This is a genomic window from Prosthecobacter fluviatilis (assembly GCF_055388355.1).
The window spans coordinates 81,458-107,135 of sequence record NZ_AP043782.1; the positions used below are offsets into that span (position 1 = coordinate 81,458).

At 64.0% G+C, this 25,678-nt stretch carries 21 protein-coding genes; 10 read left to right on the forward strand and 11 right to left on the reverse strand.

Annotated elements, in window-relative coordinates:
• Positions 1-4 precede the first annotated feature (4 nt).
• Entirely contained in the window at positions 5-610 is a 606-nt protein-coding gene (locus ACZ5WW_RS00315; protein ID WP_377171263.1) for an SOUL family heme-binding protein, read from the reverse strand.
• 199 nt (positions 611-809) lie between these two features.
• Between ACZ5WW_RS00315 and ACZ5WW_RS00320 the strand changes: the two genes are divergently transcribed.
• Entirely contained in the window at positions 810-3,941 is a 3,132-nt protein-coding gene (locus ACZ5WW_RS00320; protein WP_377171261.1) for a HEAT repeat domain-containing protein, read from the forward strand.
• A gap of 43 nt (positions 3,942-3,984) precedes the next feature.
• Here ACZ5WW_RS00320 and ACZ5WW_RS00325 read toward each other — a convergent pair whose 3' ends face one another.
• The 4 genes from ACZ5WW_RS00325 to ACZ5WW_RS00340 form a co-directional block, all read right to left on the reverse strand.
• On the reverse strand, positions 3,985-4,245 hold the full coding sequence (locus tag ACZ5WW_RS00325; protein WP_377171259.1) for a hypothetical protein: 261 nt from the start codon (positions 4,243-4,245) through the stop codon (positions 3,985-3,987).
• Positions 4,226-4,474 (reverse strand): hypothetical protein, encoded by a 249-nt coding sequence (locus ACZ5WW_RS00330; RefSeq protein WP_377171257.1) that lies wholly within the window; start codon positions 4,472-4,474, stop codon positions 4,226-4,228. The genes ACZ5WW_RS00325 and ACZ5WW_RS00330 overlap by 20 nt, the downstream gene beginning before the upstream one ends.
• 221 nt (positions 4,475-4,695) lie before the next feature.
• Positions 4,696-5,556 (reverse strand): tetratricopeptide repeat protein, encoded by an 861-nt coding sequence (locus ACZ5WW_RS00335; RefSeq protein WP_377171255.1) that lies wholly within the window; start codon positions 5,554-5,556, stop codon positions 4,696-4,698.
• A complete protein-coding gene (locus ACZ5WW_RS00340; RefSeq protein ID WP_377171253.1) occupies positions 5,553-7,199 on the reverse strand; it encodes a hypothetical protein in 1,647 nt (548 codons plus the stop codon). The genes ACZ5WW_RS00335 and ACZ5WW_RS00340 overlap by 4 nt, the downstream gene beginning before the upstream one ends.
• Before the next feature lie 369 nt (positions 7,200-7,568).
• Between ACZ5WW_RS00340 and ACZ5WW_RS00345 the strand changes: the two genes are divergently transcribed.
• The 6 genes from ACZ5WW_RS00345 to ACZ5WW_RS00370 all read left to right on the forward strand — a co-directional run bounded on the left by ACZ5WW_RS00345 (position 7,569) and on the right by ACZ5WW_RS00370 (position 12,556).
• Positions 7,569-8,180 carry a hypothetical protein gene (locus tag ACZ5WW_RS00345; protein WP_377171251.1) on the forward strand — a complete coding sequence of 204 codons (612 nt, stop codon included), beginning with the start codon at positions 7,569-7,571 and terminating at the stop codon, positions 8,178-8,180.
• An 82-nt stretch (positions 8,181-8,262) separates the two neighbouring features.
• Complete coding sequence (locus ACZ5WW_RS00350) at positions 8,263-8,841, forward strand: hypothetical protein (RefSeq protein ID WP_377171249.1); 579 nt, start codon at positions 8,263-8,265, stop codon at positions 8,839-8,841.
• A gap of 179 nt (positions 8,842-9,020) precedes the next feature.
• Entirely contained in the window at positions 9,021-9,779 is a 759-nt protein-coding gene (locus ACZ5WW_RS00355; RefSeq protein ID WP_377171247.1) for a hypothetical protein, read from the forward strand.
• A 100-nt stretch (positions 9,780-9,879) separates the two neighbouring features.
• The gene (locus tag ACZ5WW_RS00360; RefSeq protein ID WP_377171245.1) at positions 9,880-10,596 is read left to right on the forward strand and encodes a hypothetical protein; all 717 of its coding nucleotides are present in this window, start codon (positions 9,880-9,882) and stop codon (positions 10,594-10,596) included.
• Between the two features lie 44 nt (positions 10,597-10,640).
• The gene (locus ACZ5WW_RS00365; RefSeq protein WP_377171243.1) at positions 10,641-11,408 is read left to right on the forward strand and encodes a hypothetical protein; all 768 of its coding nucleotides are present in this window, start codon (positions 10,641-10,643) and stop codon (positions 11,406-11,408) included.
• 56 nt (positions 11,409-11,464) lie between these two features.
• Positions 11,465-12,556, forward strand: coding sequence for a hypothetical protein (locus ACZ5WW_RS00370; protein WP_377171242.1), 1,092 nt, complete (start codon positions 11,465-11,467; stop codon positions 12,554-12,556).
• A gap of 103 nt (positions 12,557-12,659) precedes the next feature.
• On the opposite strand, the gene ACZ5WW_RS00375 is transcribed toward ACZ5WW_RS00370, so the two are convergent.
• Positions 12,660-14,771, reverse strand: coding sequence for a tetratricopeptide repeat protein (locus ACZ5WW_RS00375; protein ID WP_377171240.1), 2,112 nt, complete (start codon positions 14,769-14,771; stop codon positions 12,660-12,662).
• A 207-nt stretch (positions 14,772-14,978) separates the two neighbouring features.
• Positions 14,979-15,866 carry a hypothetical protein gene (locus ACZ5WW_RS00380; protein WP_377171238.1) on the reverse strand — a complete coding sequence of 296 codons (888 nt, stop codon included), beginning with the start codon at positions 15,864-15,866 and terminating at the stop codon, positions 14,979-14,981.
• 159 nt (positions 15,867-16,025) lie between these two features.
• On the opposite strand from ACZ5WW_RS00380, the gene ACZ5WW_RS00385 reads away from it, so the two are divergent.
• Together ACZ5WW_RS00385 and ACZ5WW_RS00390 are read left to right on the forward strand one after the other, a co-directional pair.
• Positions 16,026-16,430 (forward strand): hypothetical protein, encoded by a 405-nt coding sequence (locus ACZ5WW_RS00385; RefSeq protein WP_377171236.1) that lies wholly within the window; start codon positions 16,026-16,028, stop codon positions 16,428-16,430.
• A 575-nt stretch (positions 16,431-17,005) separates the two neighbouring features.
• Positions 17,006-18,961 carry a HEAT repeat domain-containing protein gene (locus ACZ5WW_RS00390; protein WP_377171234.1) on the forward strand — a complete coding sequence of 652 codons (1,956 nt, stop codon included), beginning with the start codon at positions 17,006-17,008 and terminating at the stop codon, positions 18,959-18,961.
• 78 nt (positions 18,962-19,039) lie between these two features.
• Here the strand turns inward: ACZ5WW_RS00390 and ACZ5WW_RS00395 are convergent, their stop codons facing one another.
• The 4 genes from ACZ5WW_RS00395 to ACZ5WW_RS00410 form a co-directional block, all read right to left on the reverse strand.
• Positions 19,040-20,431 carry a hypothetical protein gene (locus ACZ5WW_RS00395; RefSeq protein ID WP_377171232.1) on the reverse strand — a complete coding sequence of 464 codons (1,392 nt, stop codon included), beginning with the start codon at positions 20,429-20,431 and terminating at the stop codon, positions 19,040-19,042.
• Positions 20,432-20,989: 558 nt separating this feature from the next.
• Positions 20,990-21,574 (reverse strand): hypothetical protein, encoded by a 585-nt coding sequence (locus ACZ5WW_RS00400; RefSeq protein ID WP_377171230.1) that lies wholly within the window; start codon positions 21,572-21,574, stop codon positions 20,990-20,992.
• Positions 21,575-21,584: 10 nt separating this feature from the next.
• Entirely contained in the window at positions 21,585-23,165 is a 1,581-nt protein-coding gene (locus ACZ5WW_RS00405; protein ID WP_377171228.1) for a hypothetical protein, read from the reverse strand.
• Between the two features lie 155 nt (positions 23,166-23,320).
• Positions 23,321-25,507: a hypothetical protein gene (locus ACZ5WW_RS00410; protein WP_377171226.1), complete on the reverse strand. Its 2,187-nt coding sequence runs from the start codon at positions 25,505-25,507 to the stop codon at positions 23,321-23,323.
• Between ACZ5WW_RS00410 and ACZ5WW_RS00415 the strand changes: the two genes are divergently transcribed.
• The gene (locus tag ACZ5WW_RS00415; RefSeq protein WP_464694200.1) at positions 25,506-25,664 is read left to right on the forward strand and encodes a hypothetical protein; all 159 of its coding nucleotides are present in this window, start codon (positions 25,506-25,508) and stop codon (positions 25,662-25,664) included. The genes ACZ5WW_RS00410 and ACZ5WW_RS00415 overlap by 2 nt on opposite strands.
• Positions 25,665-25,678 lie beyond the last annotated feature (14 nt).

Below are 25,678 nucleotides of genomic sequence, written 5' to 3' on the forward strand. Positions count from 1 at the left end.
GGCGTCAGGGTTTGAGCGGCAGCATCACCTCATTCAGGCGCATGGCGGGGAGGGTGAAGGGGCCGTCGTAAACGGCGAAGACGGGCTCCTCGGTCCAGGCGAGCTTGCGGGTGCGCAGCCAGGTGCGGAGTTCTTCCAGGGCTTTTTCGCGGCCGGGGCCTTCGGGCTTGCCGCTGTAGGAGCACACCGCGAGTTTGCGGGCGGGCAGGGTGGTGATCTCCACGGCGGAGTCTCCGGCGCGCGGGGCCTGCTTCTGGTGGCTCTCCGGCAGCACAAAGCTCATGGTGCTCTTTTCCATGAGCACGGGGGTGGTCATGGAGATCTTTTCTTTCGTCTCATTGGCCCCGCCGATGTAGCGGAAGAGGCGCATGAAGCTGCCGCCATTTTCCGCGCCGCTCGTGCGGGCGATTTTGAGCGCCGGATACTCGCGGATGGAAAGCCGCCCCTCTGAAACCACGGTGTGGTAGGGCGTGGTGGGGTAGCTTTTGCGCGAGGAGGAGGCGCAGGACTGGCTGCCGAAAACCACGCCCGCCAAAACCACCGCCGCGAGGCTGGAGGACAGCGGGCGGCGGCGCAGGGCATGCAGGGCGGCGGAGAAAGGGCGTTTCATGGGAGGTGGGTGCAAGGTGATGAGTCTGCCCATTCAACGTCCGCCCCTGCCGCGCGGATTCTCATTTCATGCAGGCCTGCGCACTTTGCTGCGAGGGATGCCGCGCATGGCTGGGTGTGCTGAGGGAGCGAGGGGGGGCGGCGTGTGCCTGGGCACAAAAGCCTTGCCTGCATGGTGTGCGGGTGGTGAAATCGGCGGCATGTCTTTTATCTCCGTGGTATTTTCTGGCAGGGCGTTTCGGGTGGTGTGCGGTGTGGCGGCGCTGCTCGGCGTGGCGGCGCTGCTCTGCCTCAGACGGGGGCCTGCGGCGGCGCAGGGCTCTGATGCGCCGCCCGAGGAGAGGCGCCTCCCGCCCCCGCCCCCGCCGCTGCCGTGGCAGGAGCGCGCGCTGCGTGCGGCGCTGGCAGATCCTTCGCCGACGGTGCGCGGACTGGCGGTGAGGGAGCTGGTATGGAAGAGCTGGGCTCCGCGATTCCTCAAGATCGAGGAGCTGAGGGCCATGGTGCAGAGCCCGGAGATCGGTTCCCGCTGCGAGGCGCTGGCGGGGCTGGCGCAGTTCAGCGCGGCGGGGACGCCCTGTGCGGGGGACGTGGTGCCGCTGCTGCAGGACGAAAATGAGTGGGTCCGAAGATCTGCGGTGGAGGCGCTGGGGCAGATGGGCCGTGAGGCGGTGCCTTTTGCGAAAGACCTGGTGCCGCTGCTGAACGATGAAAGCAGCTCGGTGTGGACCGCTGCGAGGGATGCGCTGGGCAGCCTCGGGCGTGTGGATGCGCCTTTGGTGGTCTCCTTGATGCAGCCTCTGCTGCTGGCCGCCGATGCTGGCACGGCAGCGGGCGTGGCTGCAAAGCCTGCTCCGCCGCCCGCGCCTGCGGCTGCCGCACCCGACCCCTTTGGGCCGCTTCCCTCCTCACCTGCTGACGAGAGCTTCAGGAGGCAGAGCATGCTGAGGTGCCACGCCGCGCGGGTGCTGGGCAGCACGGGAAAGGCTGGCGCAGCGCTGGCCGTGCCACTCCTGCAGCCGCTGCTGCAGGATGCGGATGACTCTGTCCGCTACGATGCGCAGCGTGCCCTGTCAGACCTGAAGGAGGCGGCTCCTGAAAGCGTGGCGGAGGCGCTGAAAAAATACGTGCCGCCGGCGCCCCCGCCGCTCACTGCGGAGCGTGTCAGTGCGCTGATTCCGCAGCTTCGCGCTGCGGATGATGCCGCACGCAGCGCCGCCATCGCGGGGCTGGCGCAGGACGGGGCCCAGACTGCGCCGCAGGTCATCAGCGCCCTGCGGCCGCTGCTGCAGGAGGCGGATTTTCACACGGCATGCGGCGCCGCCGCCGCGCTGCTGAAGACGGGGCATGAGACCACCGCGTGTCGCAGTGCGCTGCTGCTCCTGCTGAAAAGCCCGGATGCCGGGGCGCGGCGGCTGGCGGTGGAGACGCTCAATGACGCAGGCCCCGGCGCGGATGCCGCAGCCGTGGTGCTGCCTGCACTGCTGCCGCTGCTGAATGACCCTGAAGGGAATGTGCGGTATGTGGCATCAGATGTTTTCCATGACTGGGGAGCGGCCGCCGCACCCTATGCGAAAGATTTCCTGCACCACCTCACGGACAGCCGCAGCGCCGAGTCCCTGCGCATCTGCGCCATGCATGCGCTGTCCGGTGCAGGGCTGAACGAGGCGGCCGCCGTGGTGCCTGCGCTGCAGTCCGTCTTTGCCAGCCTCAGCAGTGAGGCGAAGAGAAGCGCTGTGTATGCGCTGGAAGACATGGCCCGGCAGAAAATACCCGCCGCCTCCGCCGCGCTGGTGGAGCTGCTGAAAGATGGCGACAGCTCCGTGAGAAGCCGGGCTCTGATGGCGCTGGAATCGCTGGGCCGCGACACCACCACCTACCTGCAGGCCGTGCTGCCGCTGCTCAGAGACCCCAGCAGCATGGTGCGGCACCACGCCTTCATGGCGGTGAAGGCCATGGGCCCGGAGGCCACGCCCGCGCTGCTCCCGGAGCTGCTGCCGCTGCTGCAGCAGCCCGGCGGCCCCATGCATGCGCCTGAGGTGGCGCGAGACGCGGACGGCTGGGGCGGCGTCGGTGTCTCTGCGGCAGAGCTGCCGCTGCAGGTGGTGGCGGCGCTTCAGCAGGCAGGCCGGGGCGGGGAGCCGGCGGCCTTTCAGGCCATGCTGGCCGTGCTGCGCCAGGACGAGGTGGACTATCACAAGACCACGGCAGCCGGGCTGCTCTGCGGCATGAGCGAAAAAGTCCCCAACTACGCGCAGGAGCTGCTGCCGCTGCTGCAGGACGCCAACGAACGCGTGCGCCTGCATGCTCTGGAGGCCCTGGGGGCCGCGCCGCAGAAGGACGCGCCCGTGGTGGCCAGGGCGCTGCTGCCGCTGCTGCCGCAAATGGAGGGCGAGGCGAAATACAGGCTGATCGACGCGCTGGCAAACCTGGGGCCCGCCGCCGCGCCCGTGGTGATGCCCGCGCTGCTCACTCTGGTCAATGATCCAGATCCCACGGTGAAAGTGCGCATGGTCTTTGCCATGCAGGACATGGGCGCCGCTGCCGTGCCGTACGCCGCCGCCCTGCTGCCGCTGCTGCAGGATTCCGCCGGGGTGGTGAAGTCCAGGACGCTGGGCACGCTGGCAAGCCTGGGCCCGCAGAGCCTGCCCGTGCTGGTGCAGGCCCTGCCGCAACTGCTGCGCGACAACTCGCACAATCCGCAAGGCATGGACATGTATGATGCCGGCCTGCCGCTGGACGCTCTCAACGCTCTCCGGACGATCGGCAAAACCGCCGCGCCGCAAGTCGGCCAGGCCCTGCTGCCGCTGCTCCGGCATGAGGATGCCACGGTGAGGTCTTACGTGATGGAGGCTCTCGACTCCACCGCCCCGCTGAAACAGAGCCCGGCCTGGCAGTGCGCCGCGCTGGCCGCCGCCCTGGGGTTTTCCAAGGAGGCAGACACGCAGGAGCTGCGCTTTCACCTCCACCTCTGGTCCGGGAACGATGACATGCTGCTGCTGAGCGTGCGCTGGCTGGGCAGGCCTGCCGCCGATCCCATGCCCGCGAAGGACGCAGCCCTCAGCGCCGCAGAGCAGCAGGCCGTGCTGGGCATGCTGCTCACTCTCTGGCCGCACAGTGCTCCGTTTCCAGCGTTGCGGCAGGAGATGGCCGGGCGCACCGCGCAGGTGGCGCAGAGCCTCAGCGCCGCGCCGGAGGCGAAGGTGGCGGAGCTGCTGATGAAGATGGATGAACTGCTGAAGGCGGATGCCGTCAAAGAAACCCAGCCCGCCTCCGCCAAGGCGCGTGCTGCCGTGCAGAGCGCGCTGGCGCGGGGGAATGGGAAGAGGTGAGACGATGATGAGGCAGTGCCCATGCAACGGGCTTTATGCGCCTTTATGGAGCACCGGGCCGGAGGATGAACTTCTCGCGGGCGGACTGGACATCTGTGGCGATGTGGTCGAGGAAGCCGGCAGCCCGTGACTTGTCCGGCCCTTCCGGCATCGGGACCAGGATGCGAGGCCGCAGTGACTTCAGACGCGGGCTGAGCTGCACCAGCAGCATGAGGTGCAGCGCCTTGTTCTCACCTGGCAGCGGATGAGCTCGCCACAGGGCCTCCACCGAGATCAGTGGCCATTCATGCCAGGCATTTTGCATGGTCGTGCTCAGGCTCGATGTATGGGCGGCGGCCGACGGGTATGGCGGGGCGTGTGGAGAGCGGGCCTTCGAAGTCTTTCCGGGCATGTGCGCGCTGGGCCAGGTGGCTGAAGGCGCGGACGCCGCCGCTGTGCTGCATGGGCTGCGCGTCCTCATCCTCGTCCTCCCATTCATCAGGACGCCGGGCCCGGGTTTCAGGGAGGTGGGAGGAGGCAGAAAGAAAGGACATGGGGGGAGTCCTGGGCCGGATTTGGGAATGCAAACTCAATAATACCAAAGAGTGGTATGAAAAAATAGACATTGGTTTTCGGAGGGCGGCCGGGCGGATGGGTGGCATGCGGCGAAGGCCTGTCATCCGCGGCCTCATGGTCCGTTGCTGGCGGGCTGTGGCGCGAGATTTGTCTGCCGTGCGGCTGCGTTCCGGGCTGCGTCGGCCTGGCCTCCTGCATGTCACTTTCTCTGCGGCTGCGCACGGAAGGCCTGCGCCCGGGCGCGGGCTTCCGCGTACTGCCCGGCAGTGAGATCTTTTTCGTGAGTCTCGATCCACTGGGTGGCGTCGTTGCCGAAGGTGGAAGAGGCCAGGAGGCACCATTTCATGGCCTCCGCCAGATCCTCTGGCACACCGGTGCCGTCTGCGTAGCACTTGCCGAGCTGATACTGCGCCCTGGCATCATCTTGCGCGGCGGCTTTTTGAAACCATTGCACGGCCTGTGCAGCGTCCTGCGGCGCTCCCCAGAGTCCGCGTTTGCAGATGAAGCCGAATTCCACCTGCGCCCCGGCATGCCCGTTTTCAGCGGCGCGGCGGTACCAGCGCACGGCCTCGGCGGGGGTCTCGGTCAGGCCATCGCCATGGAGGCAGCACTCTGCCAGCCGGTGCTGGGCCGGGGCAAAGTCCTGGGCGGCGGCCTGTTGCAGCAGCTTCACTGCGGCCTCCTTGTCCTGCGGGACCAGGGTGCCGGAGAGCTGTGCCAGTGCGAGCCCATACTGGCCTTCAGCATCGCCTTGGGCGGCGGCTTTGCGCCACCAGCGCAGCGCCTCTGCGGGGTCCTCGGGCAATCCGGCGCCGGTGGCATAGGCCGTGCCCACCTTGGCCTGCGCACCTGCGTGCCCCAGGTCGGCAGCCTGGCGGAACCAGCGCAGCGCCTCGGTGGTGGTGCCGCCCTTTTGGCTGCTCAGGCCTTTTTCATAAGATGCCGCTGCACGGCTTTGATCGGCGGCGGGATCGCTCCAGCGCAGCGGCAGCCAGCCGACGGCCCACATCCCGATGACGAGGAGCAAAGGTGCGCCGAATTGAAGCAGGTGGCGCTTCATGGCACGGGCGCCCCCGCTTTCTTCATGCCGGCTTTCCGCTCGTCATTGATCCGGGCATTGTGCCTGCGCAGGTCTTCGAGGGTGCAGTCGCCAGTGATGCCGTCCTTGAACACGGCAGTGAAGGGCTTCTGCATGTCATCTTCGTCGAGCTTGCTTCGGTTGTCCCTGTCAACGATTTCATTCACGGCTTTCAGAGCCTCGTTGATTGTGCCGCCTTTTGTCAAGACATCCATGAAGGTTTTCATCTGAATGGGGGCATCCCGCTCCCCGGCCTTTCCTCCTGCAGAGACCACCATGGGCACCCCGGCATCCGTGAGCTTGGACATGTCCTTGGCGCTCACCACGCAGCCGCTGACAAAAACCATCATGGGCGCACCCTGGGCGCTTTGAGCGATGTCGTCTTTCAACTGCCCGACCGAATAACCTGTGCCCGCCTGCTTGTAAGAGTCTCCCCAAATGCTTTTTCGATCATAGGATATGGGAACCTCCTGCTTGCTTGAGTCCGCTTTTCCATGGGCAGCAAGAAAGGCTTCATCGCCCACACGCCCCCCGTGGCCGCTATAGACGTAGATGTCTCCTGTTCCCAGGCTCCGGGTTCTTTCCCGAACCTGAGCGAGGGTGGGATTGGCTTGCTTTGCATAATCAAGCCCCATGGCGCTGGCTTGTGAGGACAAGTCTGCGGGATTCCCATAAAATGAAGGGCCGACTTCATCAAAGACCATCCGGGGTGGCGGTGGTGCTTTTTTCTCTCTGTATCCGAGAGGCCTGTCTTTGGAGTGTCTCTTCGTGGATTTTGCCGGGCTCGCTGAAGGTGTGGCAGCAGAATCTGGCAGCTGCGCCTTCGTATTCGACGTATCAGCCACATTCTGGTAGAAGCCTCTGTTGTGTTCCTTCGCCTCCTCCGGCCTGCCGTGGAAGCGGTACACGAGGTCATGTGCCCCCGGCCTGCCTTTGGGGGCGGAATGAGAACCGGCGGCGTCATCATCATCAAAGTGCTGAGGATCGAGATCCTCGGGGGTGATGGGCGGCGTATACCAAGGTCTGGTATCATCGGACGCAGGCGATGGGGTGCGGGGGCTGCGGCTGGAATTCGCAGCGGCAGCGTGTGCGGCGCTCCACGTCGGGCGGGGTGGCGCTCCGGCTCCGGACTGCAGGCTGCGAGGGTCACGGGGGGAAGGGGAGTCCTGCTGGCGGGCCACATCACGCGGGCGGAGGTTGCCGTCTTCATCCATGAAGTGCGGGGAGTCGTCGTGGTTGAGCTGCTGGCGGACGGCCTCAAAGACGCCGCTGGCCTTGGCGGCGGCCATGCCGTCTCCAGGGGGCGTGGCCGCGTCCTGGGTTTCCGTGCGCTGGAACGGGCGGCCGAGGGCCTGCTCCGGCGGAGGGGGATCATCCTGATCCCGCATTCTGGAGGGCGCGGCGCTGGTGGGTGCGGCGGTGTGTGGAGGGATCGGGACGATCCCTCTCCTCAGGCCGCTGGCCCCGGCAGGATCTGCCGCCAATCTTTTCGCCGGCAGGTGGCTGAAGGCGCGGACGCCGCCGCTGTGCTGCATGGGCTGCGTGTCCTCATCCTCGTCCTCCCATTCATCAGGACGCCGGGCCCGGGTTTCAGGGAGGTGGGAGGAGGCAAAAAGAAAGGACATGGGGGAAGTCTTGGCCCGTGATCTGCGGATGCAAGAAAAACGATACCCGGAAATGGTAGGAAGTGACAGGAATGCGACTGCTGCAGCCGTGGTGACGCGGCCGCGCGGGCGGCGGGGCGCCCGGCTCCGGGCGCGCTGGATGCGGCCCTGCGTGCCGGGCTTCACTCCCGCGATGCCTCACTGCCGGTGCCTTTCATATGGGGGCAGGGGTTGGGTAAATCCATATTCATCTGAGGATGGTTTAGGCTGTGGGCTTAGTTTGTTTTGACTTTAAGCTTATGATTATGCTTAAATGCAAAATACGGAAAAATACAGAAACAGGCTTGGTCAGAATAAGGCCAGGGCAAAAAGTACATCATCCAAACGACTATGAAGAAGACTTGCACAAATGCTCGCCAATCCGTTTTTGAGAAAGCTGGGGGCGGGGCGCCATCGGGCGGGAAAACGTGGCTCGGCAGCTGGGTGCGCCTGCTGCTGCTGCTGGCTCTGATGGCCGGGCTGCTGCAGCCGGGGGCGGCCCGGGCTGAGGCCTGGTGCGGGCCGACTTCGGACCTGGAAAACGTCATCGCCTTTCAGGAGTATGCCTGGTGGGAGCTGCACGATGCCATGGAGCAGATGACGGATGCGAACGACATCCTCGCAGCCGCAGCGGCGCTCAATGTGCTGGACCAGGCGACCCAGGCGCTGAAGGCGCACCTGGCTGAAAACACCGGCCCCTGCCTGATGGCCTGCACCGTGTGTGGCAACGACCCCTGCACCTGCGTGACGGTGTGCCCGGTGTGCTACAGCGACCCCTGCGTGTGCGTGACAGTGTGCCCGGTGTGCTACAGCAACCCCTGCGTGTGCGTGTCGGTATGCCCGGTGTGTTTCAGCAATCCCTGCGTGTGCGTGTCGGTATGTCCCGTGTGTTTCAGCAATCCCTGCGTGTGCGCGTCGGTATGCCCCGTGTGTTTCAGCAATCCCTGCGTGTGCTATTACTAGACTCCTGGCCCGGGGCGCGGCCTGATCTTGCAGCCGGTGCCGCCAGGGCTTTCTTTCCCCCCCCACCTCCCATCAAACGGTCATGAAACTTGCCATCCCGGTACTCCTAGCGGCATTGCTGCTGGGCCTCCTGCTGCTGCAGCCACCGCAGGCCCGGCCGCCTGCCGCCCCGCCTGCGGGCAGTGGCAGCAGCGCGGAGGCCGCCAGACGCCCCTCCCTCATGGCGGCGCGCAACGCCCAGAAAGCGCAGCAGCTGCAGCAGCAGCAGGAGCGCCGCGCGGGCATGGACGATGTGATGGCCCAAAACGCCCGGGCCATGAACCCGAAGCTGAAAAAGCTCATGCTCGATGTCCTCATGCAGGAGCGCACGCCGCGCTACCAGCGGCTGTTTGACTCCATGCAGCTGGACTCCGCCACGCAGGCGGATCTGCTGAAGGCCATCCGCGACCGCGAGGAGCGGCTCTTTGAGGCGCACCGCCGGCAGCGCGCGGCGGGCATGAAGGGCATCAAGGAGTTTGGCGTGGACTACCAGACGGAGCGAGTGCTCACGGAAAAGCTTTTCGGACTGATGGTGGGCGAGGAAAAGGCCGCCCAGATCCTGCAGCTGGAGGCCGAGATGCTGGGCACCGCCCAAAAGACCGCCGCCGCCCTGACCGACTGAGCGCCACCGCCCCGCGCCGCCCGTCATGCCCAGCATGGGCGTGCCGCAGCCTGGGTGGAGGGGGGCGCTGGGGCGCATGCGTCGGCGTCTGGGTGCCGGTTACGGTTCCAGCCTAGGAAAAAGAGAAAGCTAATTGCTTGAACTGGGTCGCACATGGGTGTCATGCTCCGCCCACTCCCATGAGCCACCGCTTTTTTCTCTCCCTGCTCCTGCTGGTCTCTTTCGCCTCCACCGCCGCGCTGGCAGACAGCCCGGCCAAGATCTCCGAGGACTACCACAAGCAGTCCGCCGCGGCGCTGGTGAAGCTCAATGACACGCTGGAAAAAGCCACCACGCCGCTGATCGCCGCGCTCATCAAAGCCGGGGATACCGCAGGGGCGGAGCAGCTCACCGGGCAGCTCAAGGCCAAGACCGCCGGCGAGCCCGTGCCCACGCCGCATGCCAGCGCCACGCTGCTCTTTGCACAGTATGACCAGGCGCGTGGCAAGGCGCTGGAGCCCGCGCAGAAGGCGGCGGTGGCGCGCATCGAGGCCATGCTCAACAGCAAAGAGGGCGGCAGTCTGGAGGTGGTGGCGGAGCTGGGGAAGGTGCGTGCGGAGATCGAGGCGGGAAAGGCCGCTCCCGCGCCTCCGGCCATTCCCATGGCCTGGAATTACTACACCGGAATCGACAAATCGCGGCTGGTCGGGGAGCTCCTGCTGAGTGCGGACGGAACGCTGGCTCTCAATACTCTGAAAGCCGATGGGACGCCTTACATGGTGGGCAATCCCAAGAGGCCTGCGGGCAGTCCCGGGCTGTGGGAGAGAACGAAGAACAACGTCTTGAAAATCACGCTGACCCCTCCGGGCGAGAGGGAGGAATTCGAGATGATCATCACAGACAAAAACGCCGTGATGAAGCGCGCCGTCGGCGATCGTTTTCTGACCGCCAAGGAATGACGAAGAGAGCCGCCCGTCCGCTTTTTTCAGCGCGTTTTACAGTTCCCCCGACACTTCAAATCATCCTGCAGCCATCCACGGTTTCTTCTTCCCTGCGCCTATGAAACGCCTCCTCCTCCGCGCCACTCTCCTGCTGGTCACCGTTTCCACCGTGCTGGCGGATACGCCGGCCATCATCGCGGCGGACTACCACCTGCAGTCCGCGCAGGCGGTGCAGCGGGTGAATGAGAAACTGGAGCAGTCTGCCGCGCCTCTGGCTGCCAGGCTTTTACAGCAGGGGGACGCCGCTGGCGCGCAGCAGATCACCCAGGAGGTGCGTGCCAAGACAGCAGGTGAACTCGTGCGCAGCCAGAATGCCGGCCTGATGAAGCTCTTCGTGCAGTATGATCAGGCCCGGGCCAAGGCCATCGCCGTAGTGCAGAAAGCCAGCATTGCCCGCATCGATGCCATGCTTCAAACACCCGCCGGTGCGAAGCTCGACACCCTCGCCGCGCTGGGCAAGCTTCGCACGGAGATCGATGCGGACACGCCCGTCACAGCCGCGCCGCTCCCGCTGCGGTGGACGTACCACCGCAACGCCGCCAGCCCGAGCATGGGAGATCTGATTTTCAATCCGGATGGCACTTGGTCCCTGATCGATGCGGATCCGAAATCAAGGTATGGCACGCAGAGAGGCGGCTGGGTGCAGGCCGGTAAAAACAGCCTGCATCTCACCTGGAAAGGGGCGGTGTGGAAAATGACCTACGATGACAAGAGCGGCACCATTGACCGCCCCGACATAGGCAAACGCCACCTCAAGGCTGCCTCCGCGCCCTGAAAACTTTCGTGCTTGAAGCATCCACCCGCCACATTTCAATTCCCATGAAGCATCCACGCCCCCACTTCCTCTTCTTTCTGGCCGCCGCTGCGGTGCTCCTGCTGACCACCGGTGCTCTGGCAGACACTGCGGCCAAGATCGCGGCAGACTACCAGAAGCAGGCCGCCAAGGCGCTGGAGCGCGTGAATGAAACGCTGGAAAAGGCCACCGTGCCTCTCATCGCGGATCTCGTCAAAGCGGGGGATGGTGCAGGTGCCGAGGCTCTGCGTGAGCAGCTGAAAAGCAAGCTGGCCGGGGAGCCCGTGCTAAAGCCGCAGGAGGCGGCTGCCGTGCTCTTTCTCAGCTACGACGCCGCACGCTTGAAAGCCCTGGAGCCCGTGCAGAAGGCCGCCATCTCCCGGATTGATGCCATGCTGGGCAGCAGCGAAGGACGGAAGCTGGATGTCGTCACGGAGTTGGCGAAGGTGCGGGAGGAGATTGAGCTCAGCAGGAGCGCTGGCAGCGCCACCCAGCTGCCGGAAGTGTGGACCTATCATGTCACGGAGAAGCCGGACGGCTCCGTGGGCGTGGTCTACGGGGAGATGCATTTCAAGCCGGATGGCACGGTCATCATGCTGGACCGGGGCAAGGACAAGACGCCGAAGCCAGGACAGTGGAAGTCGAACAAAAAAGGCGACAAAATCACCATCAAAATGGATTACCTGAAAGGCGACGAAGGCGTGTGGCAGATGGAGGTCAAGGGCTCCACCGCCACGATGGACTGCCCCGGCGTGAGCCGCCGCTACATGCGGATCAAAGCCCCCCAGGCCTAGTCCGCCCAGCACTGCTCATTTTCCCACACGCCCCCTTCATTCATCACCCTGCGCCTATGAAACGCCTCCTCCTCCGCGCCACTCTCCTGCTGGTCACCGTTTCCTCCGTGCTGGCGGATACGCCGGCGAAGATCGCCGAAGACTACCGCAAAGCCTCGGCGGCGGCGCTGGTGAAGGTGAACGAGACGCTGGAAAAGGCCACCGTGCCGCTCATTGCCGCGCTGGTGAAAGCCGGTGACACCGCAGGGGCGGAGGAACTGCAGCAGCAGCTCAAGGCCAAGCTGGCGGGAGAGCCGGTGCTGAAGCCGCAGGCCAGCGCGGCGAACATCTTCAAGCTCTACGATGCCGCCCGTGTGAAGGCGCTGGATTCCGCGCAGAAGGCGGCGGTGGCGCGCATCGAGGCCATGCTCAACGGCAAGGAGGGCGGCAGTCTGGAGGTGGTGGCGGAGCTGGGGAAGGTGCGTGCGGAGATCAATGCGGGTGGAGGTGTCGCCGCAGCAGCGCCCGCCAGTCCGTTTCCCATGCACTGGTCCTACCACTTGAAGCCGGAAAGGCAGGTGGACAATGGCTTCATGGACATGAAACCGGACGGCACGCTGGTCCTGGGCAACGTCAATGACTCCACGCCGGGCAGGTGGTCGGCCACCAGCCGGGCGAATGTGCTCAGCGTGATTCTCGAAGGTGAAAAAGGCGGGGAAACCTGCGAGATGAGGATATATGGCAACGAGGCCGAACTGGTGCGCCCCGTCGGCACGCGCTACCTCAAGGCCAGGGCGGAGCCGGGCGCGGCGCGTGCGGAGAACGATGCCGGGAAGGGGGCCGCGGCCACCCTCTCCCCCATGCCCCCGCAGTGGACCTACCACGCCACCGAGCGGCCGGACGGCTCTGTCGGTCCCGCCCATGGCGAGCTGCATTTTCATCCGGACGGCACCGTCAGCATCAACGACCTGGCCAATCCTAAAATACCGCACACCGGCCTCTGGAAGGCGAACTCGAAGGGGGACAGGCTGACCCTCACCGTGGAGGGGTTTGGGCAGTGGAAGATGGAGCTCAAAGGCAGCACCGGCACGCTGGACCGCCCCGAGGCCGCCTCGCCAGACCATGTGTGGGGCATGCGCTACCTGCGGGTGAAGGCGCCCAAGGCCTAGGCCGCCCGGCACCGCCCCTTTTGCGGTGCCCCTCCGCCAGTCCATCCAGCGACTTCCGCAAAAAAAAGAAAACAGCTGCAGCCATTTTGCCCAGGGCTGCGGCTCACGCCTTCGTCTCGGGCTTGGTCAGTCGCTCCACCAGTTCATTGGCCTCGCGTGTGTCTTTGTGGTCCCGGCCCAGCACCTTCAGGCGGCCTGCGTAGGCGCGCTGGGCGTACTTCAGGGCCTCCTTTTCTTTCTTCTGCCTGACCAGGCACAGGGCCAGGCGGTGGCAGGTTTCCAGCGTGTCCGTACTCTCAGCGCCGAGCGCATGTTCGGAGAGAGCCAGCACCTCGCGGTATTCCTTCTCGGCCTCCGGTTTTCTGCCGAGTTGATCGAACAGGCTCGCCAGAATGCCGCGTGCCTTCAGGGTCTGTTTGGCCTCTGGCCCGAGCGCGCGGATTGCATCGGCCACGAGGCTGCGGCATTCCTTCTCCGCCTCCGCGAACTGGCGCAGCTCCATCAGCGTGGTGATGAATGTGCTCTGGAGGTTCAGAACCTTGCTGTGGCCTTTGCCATAGGCCGTGATGAAGGCGGGCAGGTACTGGCGCAGCAGGACTGCCAGATCCTTGTTCCGGTCCACCAGCCGCAGATTGGCTTCATCCGCAGCCAGTTCCACCCTCTCGAGCCATATGATCAGCAGCATGACATGGCCCAAGGTGAACTTATCTGCGGCACCGTACACGTGCGAAGCGATGTCCAGCACCTGGCGGCACTCCTTTTCCGCCGCTGCGTACCGTTTCTGCTCGTGCAGGATTTTGGAAAGGGTCATGCGCTCATCCAACGCATCCTTGGACTCCGGGCCAAACACCCGTGCGTAAATGGGCAGCAGCAGGCGGCACTCCGCTTCGGCTTCCGTCAGTTTTCCCGCGTCCGTCAGGGTGCGGACCCCGAAGTCGCGCTGGTACAAAGTAAATCTGTCCTCGGGGCCGCACAGCTTCGTGTGCAGGTCGGTCAGCCGACGGCTCCACTTGACAGCCAGCGTCTTTTTGTCCTTCTTGTTGAGGGTTTTGATGAAATCTTCCAGCTCGTAAAGGTGGAGCATGGACCAGTCATCCGGACGGAGCACGCGTTCGCAGAGCCGCAGAAACTCACGATATTCCGCCTCGGCCTCCGCCAGTTTTTCCTGATGGCGCAGGGAGAGAGCCAGCCCGCCGCGGGTGTCCACCACTTCCTTGTTATCCGTGCCGAGAACCTTGAGCTGCAGTGGGAGCAGCAGGCGGTATTCCGCCTCGGCTGCCGCCCATTTGTCCTGCTGTCTCAAGGCGAAGGCCAGACGTATGCGTGTTGCCAAAATGTCGGTGTTTTCCGCGCCGAGCACCTTGATCTGAAGTGGCAGCAGGCTGCGGCACTGCGCCTCCACTTCGGCGTGCTTGTCCTGGGCCGTCAGGGCTTGGATGAGATGATTCTGGCAAGACAGCGTTTCCTCGTGCTCAGCTCCGAGCACCTTCGTCTCCACGGGGAGCAGCCTGCGGCATAGCTCCACGACTTCAGCATATTTGTTCTGCGCAGACAAGACTCGGATGAGATGGTACTGGCAGCGCAGTGTCTCCCTGTCCTCGGCTCCAAGCTTGTGCTCGTAAATGACCAGCCTCTCGCGCAGGTCCGCTTCGGCCTCCTTTTGTTTTCCCTGGAAGTGCCAGCCCTCAGCCTGACGCCGGCGCGCCACCAGAGTGACGGGATCCTCAGCTCCGAGCACCCGTGTCGCGGTGGCAATGAGGCTGCGCAACCCCTCTTCGGCCTCCTCGTTCCTTCCTTGGCTGCCGATGGCCGCGATCATGGCGGACTGGCAGCGCAGCGTCTCGCGATCCTCCGCTCCGAAGACTTTCGTCACCACCGGCAGCAGTTCGCGCAATTGCTTTTCAGACTCCGCCATCTTGCCCAGCATGCGCAGGGACTCCGCCAGCAGGAGGCGCACGCGCAGTGTTTCCCGGGCCTCCGCGCCCAGCGCCTGCGTGCGCGCCGCCACCAGCGCCTGCGCGGCCTTCTCCGCCTCGACGAATTTGGCCTCCGCGTACAGAGCCTCCGCAGCCGCGAAGGCTTTCTCATCAGCCACTGCTGCAGGGCTGTTCTGGCCTGCCTTCTTCTCGCCGCCCTCCGCCGCGCGCGCGGGCTCCGTACCCATGGTATAAAATAGCAGGACAAAGGAGAGCGCTGAGGACAGAAGCGGTTTCATGGTAGGCGCGGGGTCAGGTACGTGATGGCATGCCATGATGAACCGCGCACATAGGAACGTCACGAGGTTTCTGACCTAAAACAAACGTTGGGGTGCTTTGTAATTCTTAGTGTCAGGGGGAGTGCCAGCAACGTTTAACAGTGTCCAAAGTGGGCCAGGTGCAGGGTGCTTCATCTTTCCCCCTTCCACCTGGCTTCAGGCTGTCAGTCACGTCCAAGGCTGTGTTGGCAGCTTGTACTGCTGCGTGGGGGACGGCGATGGCACGGGTGCTGGGGCAGGGGGCGGTACGGGTGGCCGATTTTTTTGCTCTTCAAGGGTCCGCATCCGCTGACCCGCATCTTGAGTCGCTTTAAGCGCCTGGCGATAGGCTTCTTCGGCCTGCTGGATCGCCCTCTCGTTTTCAGCCGTCCGAGCTTCGGATTCCCTGATCATCTGCTCCAGCCTTTCGATCTGTGCAGCGGGATCGGCGCCTGTTTTCTTCATGATGTCTTCAAGGATTTCTCTTGCGGGTTTTGGGAGCGGCTTCTTTCCGCGCTCATACCCTTTCTTGGCACCTTTGAGAACCAGTCGAAGTTCTTCGAGGCTCTTGATGTTGTCTTGATTGGCTTGCAGCACCTGTCTGGCATCAGCGAGCTCTTTTGAGATTCTTTGCTGCTCTGCCAGAAGGGCTTTGAATTGTCGCTTCGCAGCGCCCAGCTCTGATTTGTCTGCCAAGTCCAAGACATCTTGGGTGGTCAGCGGCGGGGAGCTTGGAGCTGTGGATGCCAACGGGCTGCCGAAGCTGGAGTTGCCGGCATTGCCACGGTTGTCGGGAGCGGCTCCATAGGAGTTGCTATGCTGCGTGAGGCGCCCCCTCGCATCGGCTGCTGCTGCCGCACTATGGAAATAGTCGCTGCGGTGATCGCCCGCCTCCTCGGGGTTGCCGTTGAAGCGGTGCACGAGATCTTGAAGCCCGGGCTTGGGCGTGGATGCACCGGGGGTGCGATACATGAGGTTATTGAGTTCCGGCATGCCGTTGATGGCGGAATGGGAACCGGCGGCGTCATCATCACCGAGGTGCTGAGAATCGAGATCCTCGGGGGTGATGGGTGGCATATACCAAGGTCTGGTATCATCGGACGCAGAATAAGAGGTGCGGGGGCTGCGGCTGGAATCGGCACCGGCAGCGTACCCGGCGCTCCACGCGGGTCGGGGTGGCGCTCCGGCACCGAACTGCAGGCTGCGAAGGTCACGGGGGGAAGGGGAGTCCTGCTGGTGGGCCTCATCACGCGGGCGGAGGTTGCCGTCCTCATCCATGAAGTGGGGGGAGTCGTCGCGGTTGAATTGCTGGCGGACGGCATCGAAAACGCCGCTGGCCTTGGCGGCTGCGATGCCGTCTTCATGGGGCGTGGCCGCGTCCTCGGTCTCAGTGCGCTGGAACGGGTGGCCGAGGGCCCGCGCACCGCGCTGGGAGAGCGGCCCCTGCCCGGCGGGATCTGCGGCCACTCTTTTCGCCGGCAGGTGGCTGAAGGCGCGCACGCCGCCACTGTGCAGCATGGGCTGCACGTCATCCTCCTCTTCATCTTCAGGACGCTGGACTCGGGTTTCAGGGAGGTGGGAGGAGGCAAAAAGAAAGGACATGATAAAATAATTGGGCCCAGATTCAGGAATGCAAATTAAAAATACCAAAATGTGGTATGATATGCTTTACGTGAGGCTGTCGATTTGACCGCAAAAAGATGCCGTCAGGCTTGCCATTCATGCCAGGCATTTTGTAGATACATGAAGCTCAAACATTTCAATTTCAACCGGGAGCGGGTGTCGTTCTCATGTTCGGAGTCAAGCGCGGGTGCGTGGGCGGTGTCCTGATCGTCCTCGGGATCGGTGTAAGGGCGCGGGCGGCCTATTGGCGTGGCGGGGCGTGTGGAGAGCGGGCCGGAGGTGTCTGCCAGACCACGCGTGGGCGGCAGGTGGAGAAGATGAAGGCCATGCGGAAAAGCTTGGGCCTGGATCTGGGGATGCAAGTGTGAAAATACCGAGGTGTGGTAGGAAATGATATATGTTCTTGGTTCTTGGTTCTTGGTTCTTGGTTCTTGGTTCTTGGTTCTTGGTTCTTGGTTCTTGGTTCTTGGTTTTCAGGCGGGAGGATGGAGAGGCTTCGTCCGGCAGGTTCACGGCGGCGGGGCGGCTCTGGCTTTCTGCTGCCTGCAAAAAAACCTTGCTCAAAGCGCCATGGGAGTGGTGTAATTGACGGCATGTCTTTTCTTTTCAGGGGTCGTGCTGGCAGAGTATGCTGGGTGGTCTGCGCGATGCTTGCCTTGCAGTGCATTGCCGCAGCCCAGGAATACTTTCCCACCCCTGAAGAAAAGCAGAGCGCCCGGCCTCAGCCATGGCAGGCGGCGGGGCTGCGCGCTGCGCTGGCGGATGCCTCTCCACTCCTCCGCTCTCTGGCGGTGCAGCATATCACCTGGAAACACTGGGGCGATGGCTTGCTCACCGCGAAGGACCTGGAGCCGCTGCTGCAAAGCCCGGATGAGGAGATCAAAAAAAGGGCGGCGAAAGCGCTGGAGCAACTGAGCCCAACGCCCACACCCGGCGGCGCGGGAGCAGCCGAGAAGGAGCGCGATCCAGCTCCGCCTGAGGGCGCAGAGGCTGGGAAAAAAGCGCCGGAGAAGATCGCGCCGGAGAGAGTGAAGGAACTGCTCACGCAGCTGCATGATCCGCACTTCTATGAGCGTGAGAGTGCCGTCAAGGCGCTCGGTCAGGCTGGGCCGCTGGCCACAGAGGAGATGGTCAGCGCCCTCGTCCCGCTGCTGCAGGATGACGACTTTGGCGTTGTCCTCAGCACTGTCCAGGCTCTGCGAAACATGGACCGCGAGGAGGGCGCCTGCCGCAAGGCGCTGCTGAGCCTGCTCAAAGCGAAGGACTCCGGGCCGCAGGACGTTTTCCCGGCCAAGACCCCCGCGTGGAGCGCGCGGCACGATGCCATGTATCTGCTCATCTACGGAGGTCCGGGGGAGGGGCTCTACAGCGAGGGCATCCCTTTCATTCTGCCCCTGCTCACAGACCCTGAAAGATACGTGCGGGAGGCGGTGGTGGTCTGCCTGCAGAAGGTGGGGCCCAGGCTCGTGCCCTACCTGAAGGATCTGCTGCCGCTCCTGAAGGACGAAAGCAAGCCCATGGTGCAGGCTCTTGCCGCGAGAGCCCTGACCGCTGTGGGGGATGAAGCCGCGCCCACGGTGGCCCGTGCCCTGCTGCCGCTGCTGCAGAGCAAGGAGCCCTATCTGCCTTGCACGGTCATCGATTCTCTCGGCTGTATGGGACCGTCTGCGGCACCTGTGGCGCTGCCTGCACTGCTGCCATTTCTAAAGAAGAAAAACGAGGAGTGCAGGCTCTGCGCCGTTGTCGCGCTCGGCCAGTTGGGCCCGGCGGCTGCGCCTGCTGCCAGGGATCTGCTGGCGGTGCTTGATGATCCAGACACGCAGGGGCTCGGGCATTTGGGCAACTTCTCCCAGCATATCGCTGCGGAGGCTCTGGGGCAGCTTGGCCCCAGTGTGGTGCCCCTCGTGGTCCCGGCGCTGGTGCAGCATTTCAAAGACGGAGACAACACGCTGAACCGCCACATCCTGCGCGCTTTGGAGCGCATGGGGCCCGCCGCCGCCGCTCCTGCCATCTCGTCCTCACTTCCCTTGCTCCAGAGCACCGATCTCTTGACACGTTACTGGGCCATTGAACCCCTCGAACTCTGGGGAAACCTCCAGCGCGATCCCGCCTGGCAGTGCGCCGCGCTCGCAGGAGCAGCCGCCGCTGTGGATGACAAGGATCTGCAGTCTCTCAGATTCTCCCTCTACCTCTGGTCCGGGCATGATCCTGAGCTGCTGCTGAGCGTGCGCTGGCTGGGGCGGCCTGCCGATCCACTGCCTGCCAAAGGAACTGCACTGAGTGCGCAGGAGCAGCAGGCCGTGCTGCGCACGCTGCTCAAACTCTGGCCTCACAGTGCGGCCTATCCTGCGGTGCGCAGGGAGATGGCCCAGCGCGCCGCCGATGTCGCGCAAAGCATTGGCGCTACGCCGGATGAAGAAGTCGTCGCGCTTTTCACGCGCCTGGAGGCCAGCCTGAAAGCCGACGACGTCAAAGAAACCCAGCCCGCCTCTGCCACCGCACGCAGTGCCGTCGAACGTGTGCTGGCTCGGAGTGCGGGGAAGAAATGATGATGCAGTGAGATTCCAAAAAGAGGCAGGGTACGCCGGGAGAGGCGCTGCATGAAGGCGCTGTGGAGGCAGAGCTTTTTACCTGGGTGGAGTGGGTGGAGCATAGCGATGCCTGATGGGAGCTGCGTTCTTTATATGGCTCTCAGTCACCCCATATCCCAGCATCTCAAGCACGTGCTTGAGGCCGCCTTCCTTCCCATAGAGAGTACTTTCACGCATGGGGACATGCATATCGGTCTGGTGAGAAATGGCTTCGAGCTTTTTCTGCTCGAACCAAAATGATTGGGCAACAGATTCGGCCATTTTTTTGGGATCTTTGAGCATCGTTTCAAACTCTTCCGGCCGTTCTTTTTTGAAGGCTTCCATCTTCGCCTTTACTTTCGCGGCGCTGATCTCGGCATTGACGATGTTGGCGATGCGCATCGCTTCATTTTCCGTGGATTTGCTACGAGGTTCGTGATCGCTGGTGTCGTCCTCGGGCTTGCTCCTGGGGTCAATATACGTCACCGGCGCGATCTTATGCAGCTCTTGCCTTCCCCGCAGCTTGGCATCATCCAATTCTTGGTCTGTCGGGGGGGCAGCGCCTCTTTTCGCTGCTTGCTGATACCAATTTTGAATGGCATGAGCCGTTTCATGGGCGAGCGTCCCGGGCAGGAGCGTGTTAGGATTCACATAGATGTGGATGGTGCCGTCGAGACCGATATACGGTTGGGCGTTGGTAGCGGTTGTTGAGTGGATGACCACATCCTTTCCCGAAAGTTCACGCGCTTTATTGAGCACAGCTCTGGCAGTGGGAGAATTCTCAAGTGCTGCATTGATGACTGAGCGGGCGTGCTCTCCAAATTTAGCGCCCTTTTGCGGAGGAGGTGCCGAGGCGTCGGCGGTGCGGACAATCTCCGCATTCTCATCTGCCTCATGAATCTTGTATGGGTGCTGCCCGGCTTGATCTACCCAGCCGCTTCCGGCGGGGGAGTGAGGGGCTGCGGGAGCAGCTTGTGCAGGAGCGGCGGCTGGACGCTGAGCTTGAGCCAGGGCTTGAGGCTGTGCTGCGGGCGCACCGCCCTTAGTCGGGGGATTGGCCCCACGCGCCTGCTGTTGCGCGGCAAGCACTTGATGGGATCCCTGAAGGCGTTGTTGTGAAGAGGGGCCGCTGGCATTCCTGCCCAGTTGCTGCCTCAAAAACGACTCTGGAGCGCTGCGTTTTTCAAAGATGCGGCCTCGGGGCAGGGCGGTGCTGTGGTCTTGCGCCGGGGCTTCTCTGCTGGGAGAGTCTGAGGTGGGGGCGTGGAAGTCGTCGCGGAGGTCTTGCGTGGAAGGGGGAAAGCCGCTGCTGCGGGTGCTGGAGGCTGCGGGAGGCGCATCATCGAAGCCGGAGCTGCGGGTGGTGTTTTCCCAGGGTTTGAGGGTTGGGGCGTGTGCGTCCTCATTGTGATCCTGCGGTGGCAGGTCTTGGGCGGTGATGCGGGGCATGTACCAGGGCCTGTCGTCTGCGTGGTCTTGCGGGGCGGTGTCGTCCTCGGGGTCGGCTTCTGGCGGAGGGGGATCATCTTGATCCCTCGTTCTGGAGGGTGCGGGGCTGGTGGGTGTGGCGGAGCGTGGAGGGATCGGGACGATCCCTCTCCGGGGGCTGTCTTCCCGGCGACCGTGGGCCTGTTCTGGCGGAGGGGGATCATCTTGATCCCTCGTTCTGGAGGGTGCGGCGCTGGTGGGTGTGGCGGAGCGTGGAGGGATCGGGACGATCCCTCTCCGGGGGCTGTCTTCCCGGAGCGGGGCGGTGGAAGGCGCAGGATTGTCACGCACCGGCAGGTGGCTGAAGGCGCGGACGCCGCCGGCGCGGGGCATGGGCTGCATGGTGTTGTCTTCCTCCTCGTCGTCATCGTAAGGGCGTCCGGATTCGGGGAGGTGCGAGGTGGGGAAGATGAAGGCCATGGAGCATGGTTTGGGTCATGAAGCGGGAATGCAAATAAAAATACCATTACATGGTATTATGAGGCGCGTGCTGATGAGGCCAGTCTGGCGAGAGCGGCTTTATTTGGACGGCCCGGCTCCTGCCTGTGGTGCTGCTGCGCTGCGCGGGGCGGCCATGTCCGGCTCTTTTTTGAGGTGCTCGAAAAGATCCGCCGCCTTTAGCAGCTTCAGCTTTTCGAGCGCGGGCTTGAGTTCAGGCACGGCCTTCGCCAGCTCCTCCAGCGTGCCGGCTTTGACCACCGTCTTTTCATCGATCAGCCACCAGAGCAATTTCCGGGTCTTTTCATACTGGCTGAGCTCCGCAAGCGACATGTTGCGGTTTGCCGCGGGCGGGTAACCTGTGATCAGCAGCTTTTTTCCGCTTGTGAGCTCTATCCTGCAGCCCTCTTCGATCTCCAGAACCTGCTCTTCCTCGATCTCATCACCAATGGCAGTGGCCACCTCCGGCTCATCTCCGGGCACCGCCCTGACGAGATCCAGTCGGTAGCTCCGCTTTCCGTCAAAGGTGGGAAAGCGGTACTGAAACAGGGCCTCGTCATCAAACACATAGAGCACCTCGATGTCATCGTCCGAGGTCTTGTGATGACGCTGAAGCTCCCAGGGCGTGAGGCAGAGTGCCGCCGCCGCGCTCAGCAGCAGGGCCACCAGCCCCAGGCTACCTGGATGGCGGCGGAGCAGTCGACTTTGGCGGGTAGGTTCCCACATCGGTGATGATTTGTGCGGTGGATTGATTCGATGTCTGGGTGAATGTAATGGGATCCGAGGTGACTGCAAATCCTGTTCCGGGGACGCGTGACATGAGGAGGGTCTTGAGCTGGCCTGCCTGGGTTCTTCCCTGATACAGGCCTTGATTCACGCCGTTGACCATGTCATTGACCGCTCTTTCCGCCTCTTTGTCCACGATGTCAAAGTCGTAGGTGTCATTGACCGTGAAAGCTCCCGACACCTCCCACTTGGTGATCCAGTTTCCATTCTTGTCTTGTTCGAGGTGGCTTGTCACCTTCATGTCAACCTGGGCGGTAAAATTGCCGAGAGTTGCGCTGGTGCCAGCTATCGCGGGGACATTGGCTTTGAAGGTCCAGACTTTGGGAGTGGTTCCGGTGGTGTTCTCCTTCAAGGCCTTCAGAAATTCTGCGGACCGGGCGAAGTTCAGGCCGATGTTGCAGTCATAAACATCCTGATGACTCATCTTGTATTGTTTTTTCGGGGCGCCGTTTAGGTAGTTGTCCAGAAGGCCTGTCTGGATGTTTTTGGAGAAACCAGCTTCACCGGACACCATTTTTTGCAGGCCCGGTATTCCCTGGGTATGAAGGGTGTACTGGACTTTGAGATCGATCAGGTTCTTCGCTTTTTCCAACCTTTGGTCTTCAGGATATGATTTGAGAACGCTCCGCGCCATGTCTGCCTGTGACTGTTGGTCGGGCGTCTTGGGTGGCGGGGGAGGTGCGGCGAAAGTGTTTTGGCCCGCCTTTGGCACGGGCTGCGCCGCAGGCCTGGCGCTCTGTGCGAATGTCTGCGGTGCCCGGGGGCTGGATGGAGCCTGCCGCGTGGCGCTGGTGCCAGACGTGTGTTGGAAAAAGTCTTCGTGTTGATCCCGCTCATTCTCAGGGCTGCTTGTGGGGCGGTACACCAGATCGTGGTATACAGCTTTGCCTGCGAACCCCTGGGGCTGGCCTGTGCGCTGATCCCGGAGGCCATAGGGCTGGGCAGAGCGGTCGTCCTGGGAGAAGTCTTCGCCCATGGTGGAGTGGAAGGCGTCGCGGAGATCCTGCGGGGAAGGGATGAAGCCGCTGCTGCGGGTGCGCGATGAGTCGCGGTGCATGGAGGGGTCGGGATGGTCTTCCTCCTCCAGGGCGCGGTCGTCTTCTTGATGGCTCTCCGGGGGCTGGTCCTGGGCGGTGATGCGGGGGCTGTGCCAGAGGGTGTCATCCGCGTAGTCAGCATGGGCGCGGGTGGCATCACCGTGGTCGGATTCAGCTACGGGGGCTTGGGTGCTGTCCTGATCGTCCTCGGGCTCGATGTGCCGGCGTGGGCGGCCGACGGGGGTGGCGGGGCGTGCGGAGAGCGGGCCGGAGGAGTCTGCCAGAGCGCGCGCGGGCGGCAGGTGGCTGAAGGCGCGCACGCCGCCGGCGCGGGGCATGGGCTGCATGGTGTCTTCGTCCTCCTCATCTTCGAGGTGGTCAGGGCGGCGGACTCGTGTTTCAGGAAGGTGGGAGGTGGAGAAGATGAAGGCCATGCAGGAAAGCTTGGGCCTGGATCTGGGGATGCCAGTGGAAAGATACCGTAGTGTGGTATGATGTGGTTTAAAAACCGTATGGAATGCTGGTGGAGATGACGGGGCATGAAATGCAGGATGCCCGCCGTTTGGCCGCTGCTGGCGGGGACGCAAAATCAGCGCGCTTTTTCACCCGCCGCCAGTGCGGCCTGCACAGCGCGCAGGGCGGTGGCGCAGTCGGGGGAGGGGGCTTCTGCAAGCTGGGTGGCGAGTGTGTTCAGCACTTTGCGCAGGGGCTCGTCCAGCGGGCGGGATTTCAGATGGGTGGTGATGAGCTGGCTGGTACGGCGGGCCATGGCGTGGCGCAGTGCGGTGTGTGAGGCGTCTATGCCGGCGCTGTGGGGCCAGAAGCGGGAGATGAGGCCGAGGATTGACTGCGGCGGTGTGTCTCCCAAAGGCGGATCCGTCTGGGTGCTGCCGAGCCAGCGCACGGCCTGGAGGTGCGCGGGTGTGCGTCCGAGCCAGAGGTGGAGGTAGAAGCGCAGCTCGGGATCGGGCTCGCCAGCATAGGTTTTGGCGAGGAGTTCTGCGACCTGCGCGTCTGTGATGGGATGGATGCCGGAAACACCGAGCGTCTGGTCAATGGCGAGGCGCGTCTGCCACGTTAGCCCAGGTGCATCGAGAAGGGCAAGGAGGCGCTGCTGTACTTGCGGCGGGAGCTTGTCGCCCATCTGCGCCAGGGCGTAGGCGGCGTCCCAGGGTGTCTGGGCGTTGCCCATGGGGTGCTGCATGGCTGCCAGCAGCGCCTCCTGCACCTCGGATGGCATTTTTTCGCCCAGGTTTCCGAGTGCGGGTACGGCGAACTCCACGGGGATCAGGGGAACGCTGCGCGGGGCAGAGGGGGGCGCGGTCTCTGCGGCCGCTTGTGTGATGATGCCCACCAGCGCCGGCACGGCCTCCGCAGGCATGTTTGCGCCCAGGTGCGTCATGGCCTCCAGCGCACTGGAGCGCAGGATCTCGTCTGCGGCCTGGTCCTGATGCAGCGCCACCAGAGCATGCCTGATCTCCGGGCTGGCAGCGGCACCCAGGTGCCCCAGTGTCTGGGCGGCCAGCGCGCGCGCATGCAGCACGGCGTTCTTGTCCGGCAGGCAGGCCGCCAGCGCGCGTTGGATCTCCGGCGGCAGCGCGCCACCCGTGGCAAGCTGCTGAAAGAAATCCTCCGCGATGGCCTGCCGTGAGTCATCGCGGGCGGCCGGGCTCAGAAACTCGGCCAGGATTTCCTTCATCACCGGGGGGCTCGCATGCGTGCCTGCTCCGGCCAGAATGCGCAGCTCCGCACCCAGGATGTCGCGCTCCATCATGAAGTGCTCGGCATCCTGCGCTGTCACGGGCGGCTGCGGTGTGCGCGCGGCCTTGAGAAAGCGCTCCAGCAGCCCCTGCTGCACAGCCTGGGGCATGTGCGGCGCCGTCAGCTTCAGCGCATGTGCGATATTTTCATGGAGCAGGAGGTGCTCTTTTCTGGCATCTTCACCGCCCTGTGCGGGCGGCTGGACATCATACGCGGCCAGCAGCGCCTGCGGCACCTCCGGCGGCATGCGCGGCCCCAGCATGGCCAGGGCTCTGGCAGCCACGAAGTAGAGGGGATGGCTGGCGGCGGGATCCCGCAGCGCTGCGCGCAGCAGCTCCAGTGCCTGCGGCGGCATCTGCGGCCCCAGGCGGGCCATGGCCACTGCTGCGCTGTCCCGCAGCGAGAGGCTGGCATGCGTGTCCAGCAGCAGGCCCAGCATCACCTCCCGTGCCTGTGGCGGCATGCTGGCACCCAGACCGGCCACTGCTTCCGCCGCATGGAAGGCGGCTTCAGCAGGGGCCTGCGGGTTCTTCAGGAGAGAGAGCAGCGCCTCCTGCGTGGCAGCGGTCATGGCGGACCCCAGCTCACCGAGGCCCTTGCTGGCGGCCATCCTCTGCTCCAAATCGGTTTGTGGCTGATCGAGAAGAGCCGCCATCTCCAGCTGCACCTCGGGGATCATGCCGCCGCCCACCCGCCCGAGCGCCTCTGTGGCGGCGTGTCGTGCGGAGATCTCCGCACCCTTGTCATGCTGCAGGCGTGCCAGTGCGTGCTGCACCTCCGGCGGCATCTGCGCGCCCAGTTGCGCAGCGGCGCTGGTTGCCAGCTCCCGGACATCTCTGTCAGGGAGGGCCAGCCACTTCAGCCACTGCGTGGTGGGGAGGTGAAGCTGCGCCACCCACTTCTTGCGCTTGCAGTAGTGCAGCGCGTGATACTGCACCATGGGAGCCGGATCAGCCAGCGCCGCCTCGATGCCCGCGCGCTGCCACGGCGCAGGCTCCTTCTCCGGCGGGATCATGGGCCTGGATTCGGATGCCAGCACGGCGAAGCAGCAGCAGGCCAGCGCGGCGGCAGCCAGCCCCGTTCGGTGTACGCATCGTGATCCAAGCTTCTTTGAGATGGCCGAGTACCGCATGCCTCAGGCTGAACCCATCCCCGATGATTTGCAACGGTGAACCGTGATGAAGCA

Coding starts and splice junctions, on each gene's coding strand:
- ACZ5WW_RS00350 (WP_377171249.1), top strand. CDS start 8,263: ATGAAACTTGCCATCCCGGTACTCCTAGCGGCATTGCTGCTGGGCCTC.
- ACZ5WW_RS00330 (WP_377171257.1), bottom strand. CDS start 4,474: ATGTCCTTTCTTTCTGCCTCCTCCCACCTCCCTGAAACCCGGGCCCGG.
- ACZ5WW_RS00325 (WP_377171259.1), bottom strand. CDS start 4,245: ATGCAAAATGCCTGGCATGAATGGCCACTGATCTCGGTGGAGGCCCTG.
- ACZ5WW_RS00395 (WP_377171232.1), bottom strand. CDS start 20,431: ATGCCCCGCATCACCGCCCAAGACCTGCCACCGCAGGATCACAATGAG.
- ACZ5WW_RS00340 (WP_377171253.1), bottom strand. CDS start 7,199: ATGTCCTTTCTTTTTGCCTCCTCCCACCTCCCTGAAACCCGGGCCCGG.
- ACZ5WW_RS00365 (WP_377171243.1), top strand. CDS start 10,641: ATGAAGCATCCACGCCCCCACTTCCTCTTCTTTCTGGCCGCCGCTGCG.
- ACZ5WW_RS00405 (WP_377171228.1), bottom strand. CDS start 23,165: ATGGCCTTCATCTTCTCCACCTCCCACCTTCCTGAAACACGAGTCCGC.
- ACZ5WW_RS00335 (WP_377171255.1), bottom strand. CDS start 5,556: ATGAAGCGCCACCTGCTTCAATTCGGCGCACCTTTGCTCCTCGTCATC.
- ACZ5WW_RS00380 (WP_377171238.1), bottom strand. CDS start 15,866: ATGCCACCCATCACCCCCGAGGATCTCGATTCTCAGCACCTCGGTGAT.
- ACZ5WW_RS00390 (WP_377171234.1), top strand. CDS start 17,006: ATGTCTTTTCTTTTCAGGGGTCGTGCTGGCAGAGTATGCTGGGTGGTC.
- ACZ5WW_RS00360 (WP_377171245.1), top strand. CDS start 9,880: ATGAAACGCCTCCTCCTCCGCGCCACTCTCCTGCTGGTCACCGTTTCC.
- ACZ5WW_RS00315 (WP_377171263.1), bottom strand. CDS start 610: ATGAAACGCCCTTTCTCCGCCGCCCTGCATGCCCTGCGCCGCCGCCCG.
- ACZ5WW_RS00370 (WP_377171242.1), top strand. CDS start 11,465: ATGAAACGCCTCCTCCTCCGCGCCACTCTCCTGCTGGTCACCGTTTCC.
- ACZ5WW_RS00415 (WP_464694200.1), top strand. CDS start 25,506: ATGGGCCTGGATTCGGATGCCAGCACGGCGAAGCAGCAGCAGGCCAGC.
- ACZ5WW_RS00375 (WP_377171240.1), bottom strand. CDS start 14,771: ATGAAACCGCTTCTGTCCTCAGCGCTCTCCTTTGTCCTGCTATTTTAT.
- ACZ5WW_RS00355 (WP_377171247.1), top strand. CDS start 9,021: ATGAGCCACCGCTTTTTTCTCTCCCTGCTCCTGCTGGTCTCTTTCGCC.
- ACZ5WW_RS00320 (WP_377171261.1), top strand. CDS start 810: ATGTCTTTTATCTCCGTGGTATTTTCTGGCAGGGCGTTTCGGGTGGTG.
- ACZ5WW_RS00345 (WP_377171251.1), top strand. CDS start 7,569: ATGAAGAAGACTTGCACAAATGCTCGCCAATCCGTTTTTGAGAAAGCT.
- ACZ5WW_RS00410 (WP_377171226.1), bottom strand. CDS start 25,507: ATGATCCCGCCGGAGAAGGAGCCTGCGCCGTGGCAGCGCGCGGGCATC.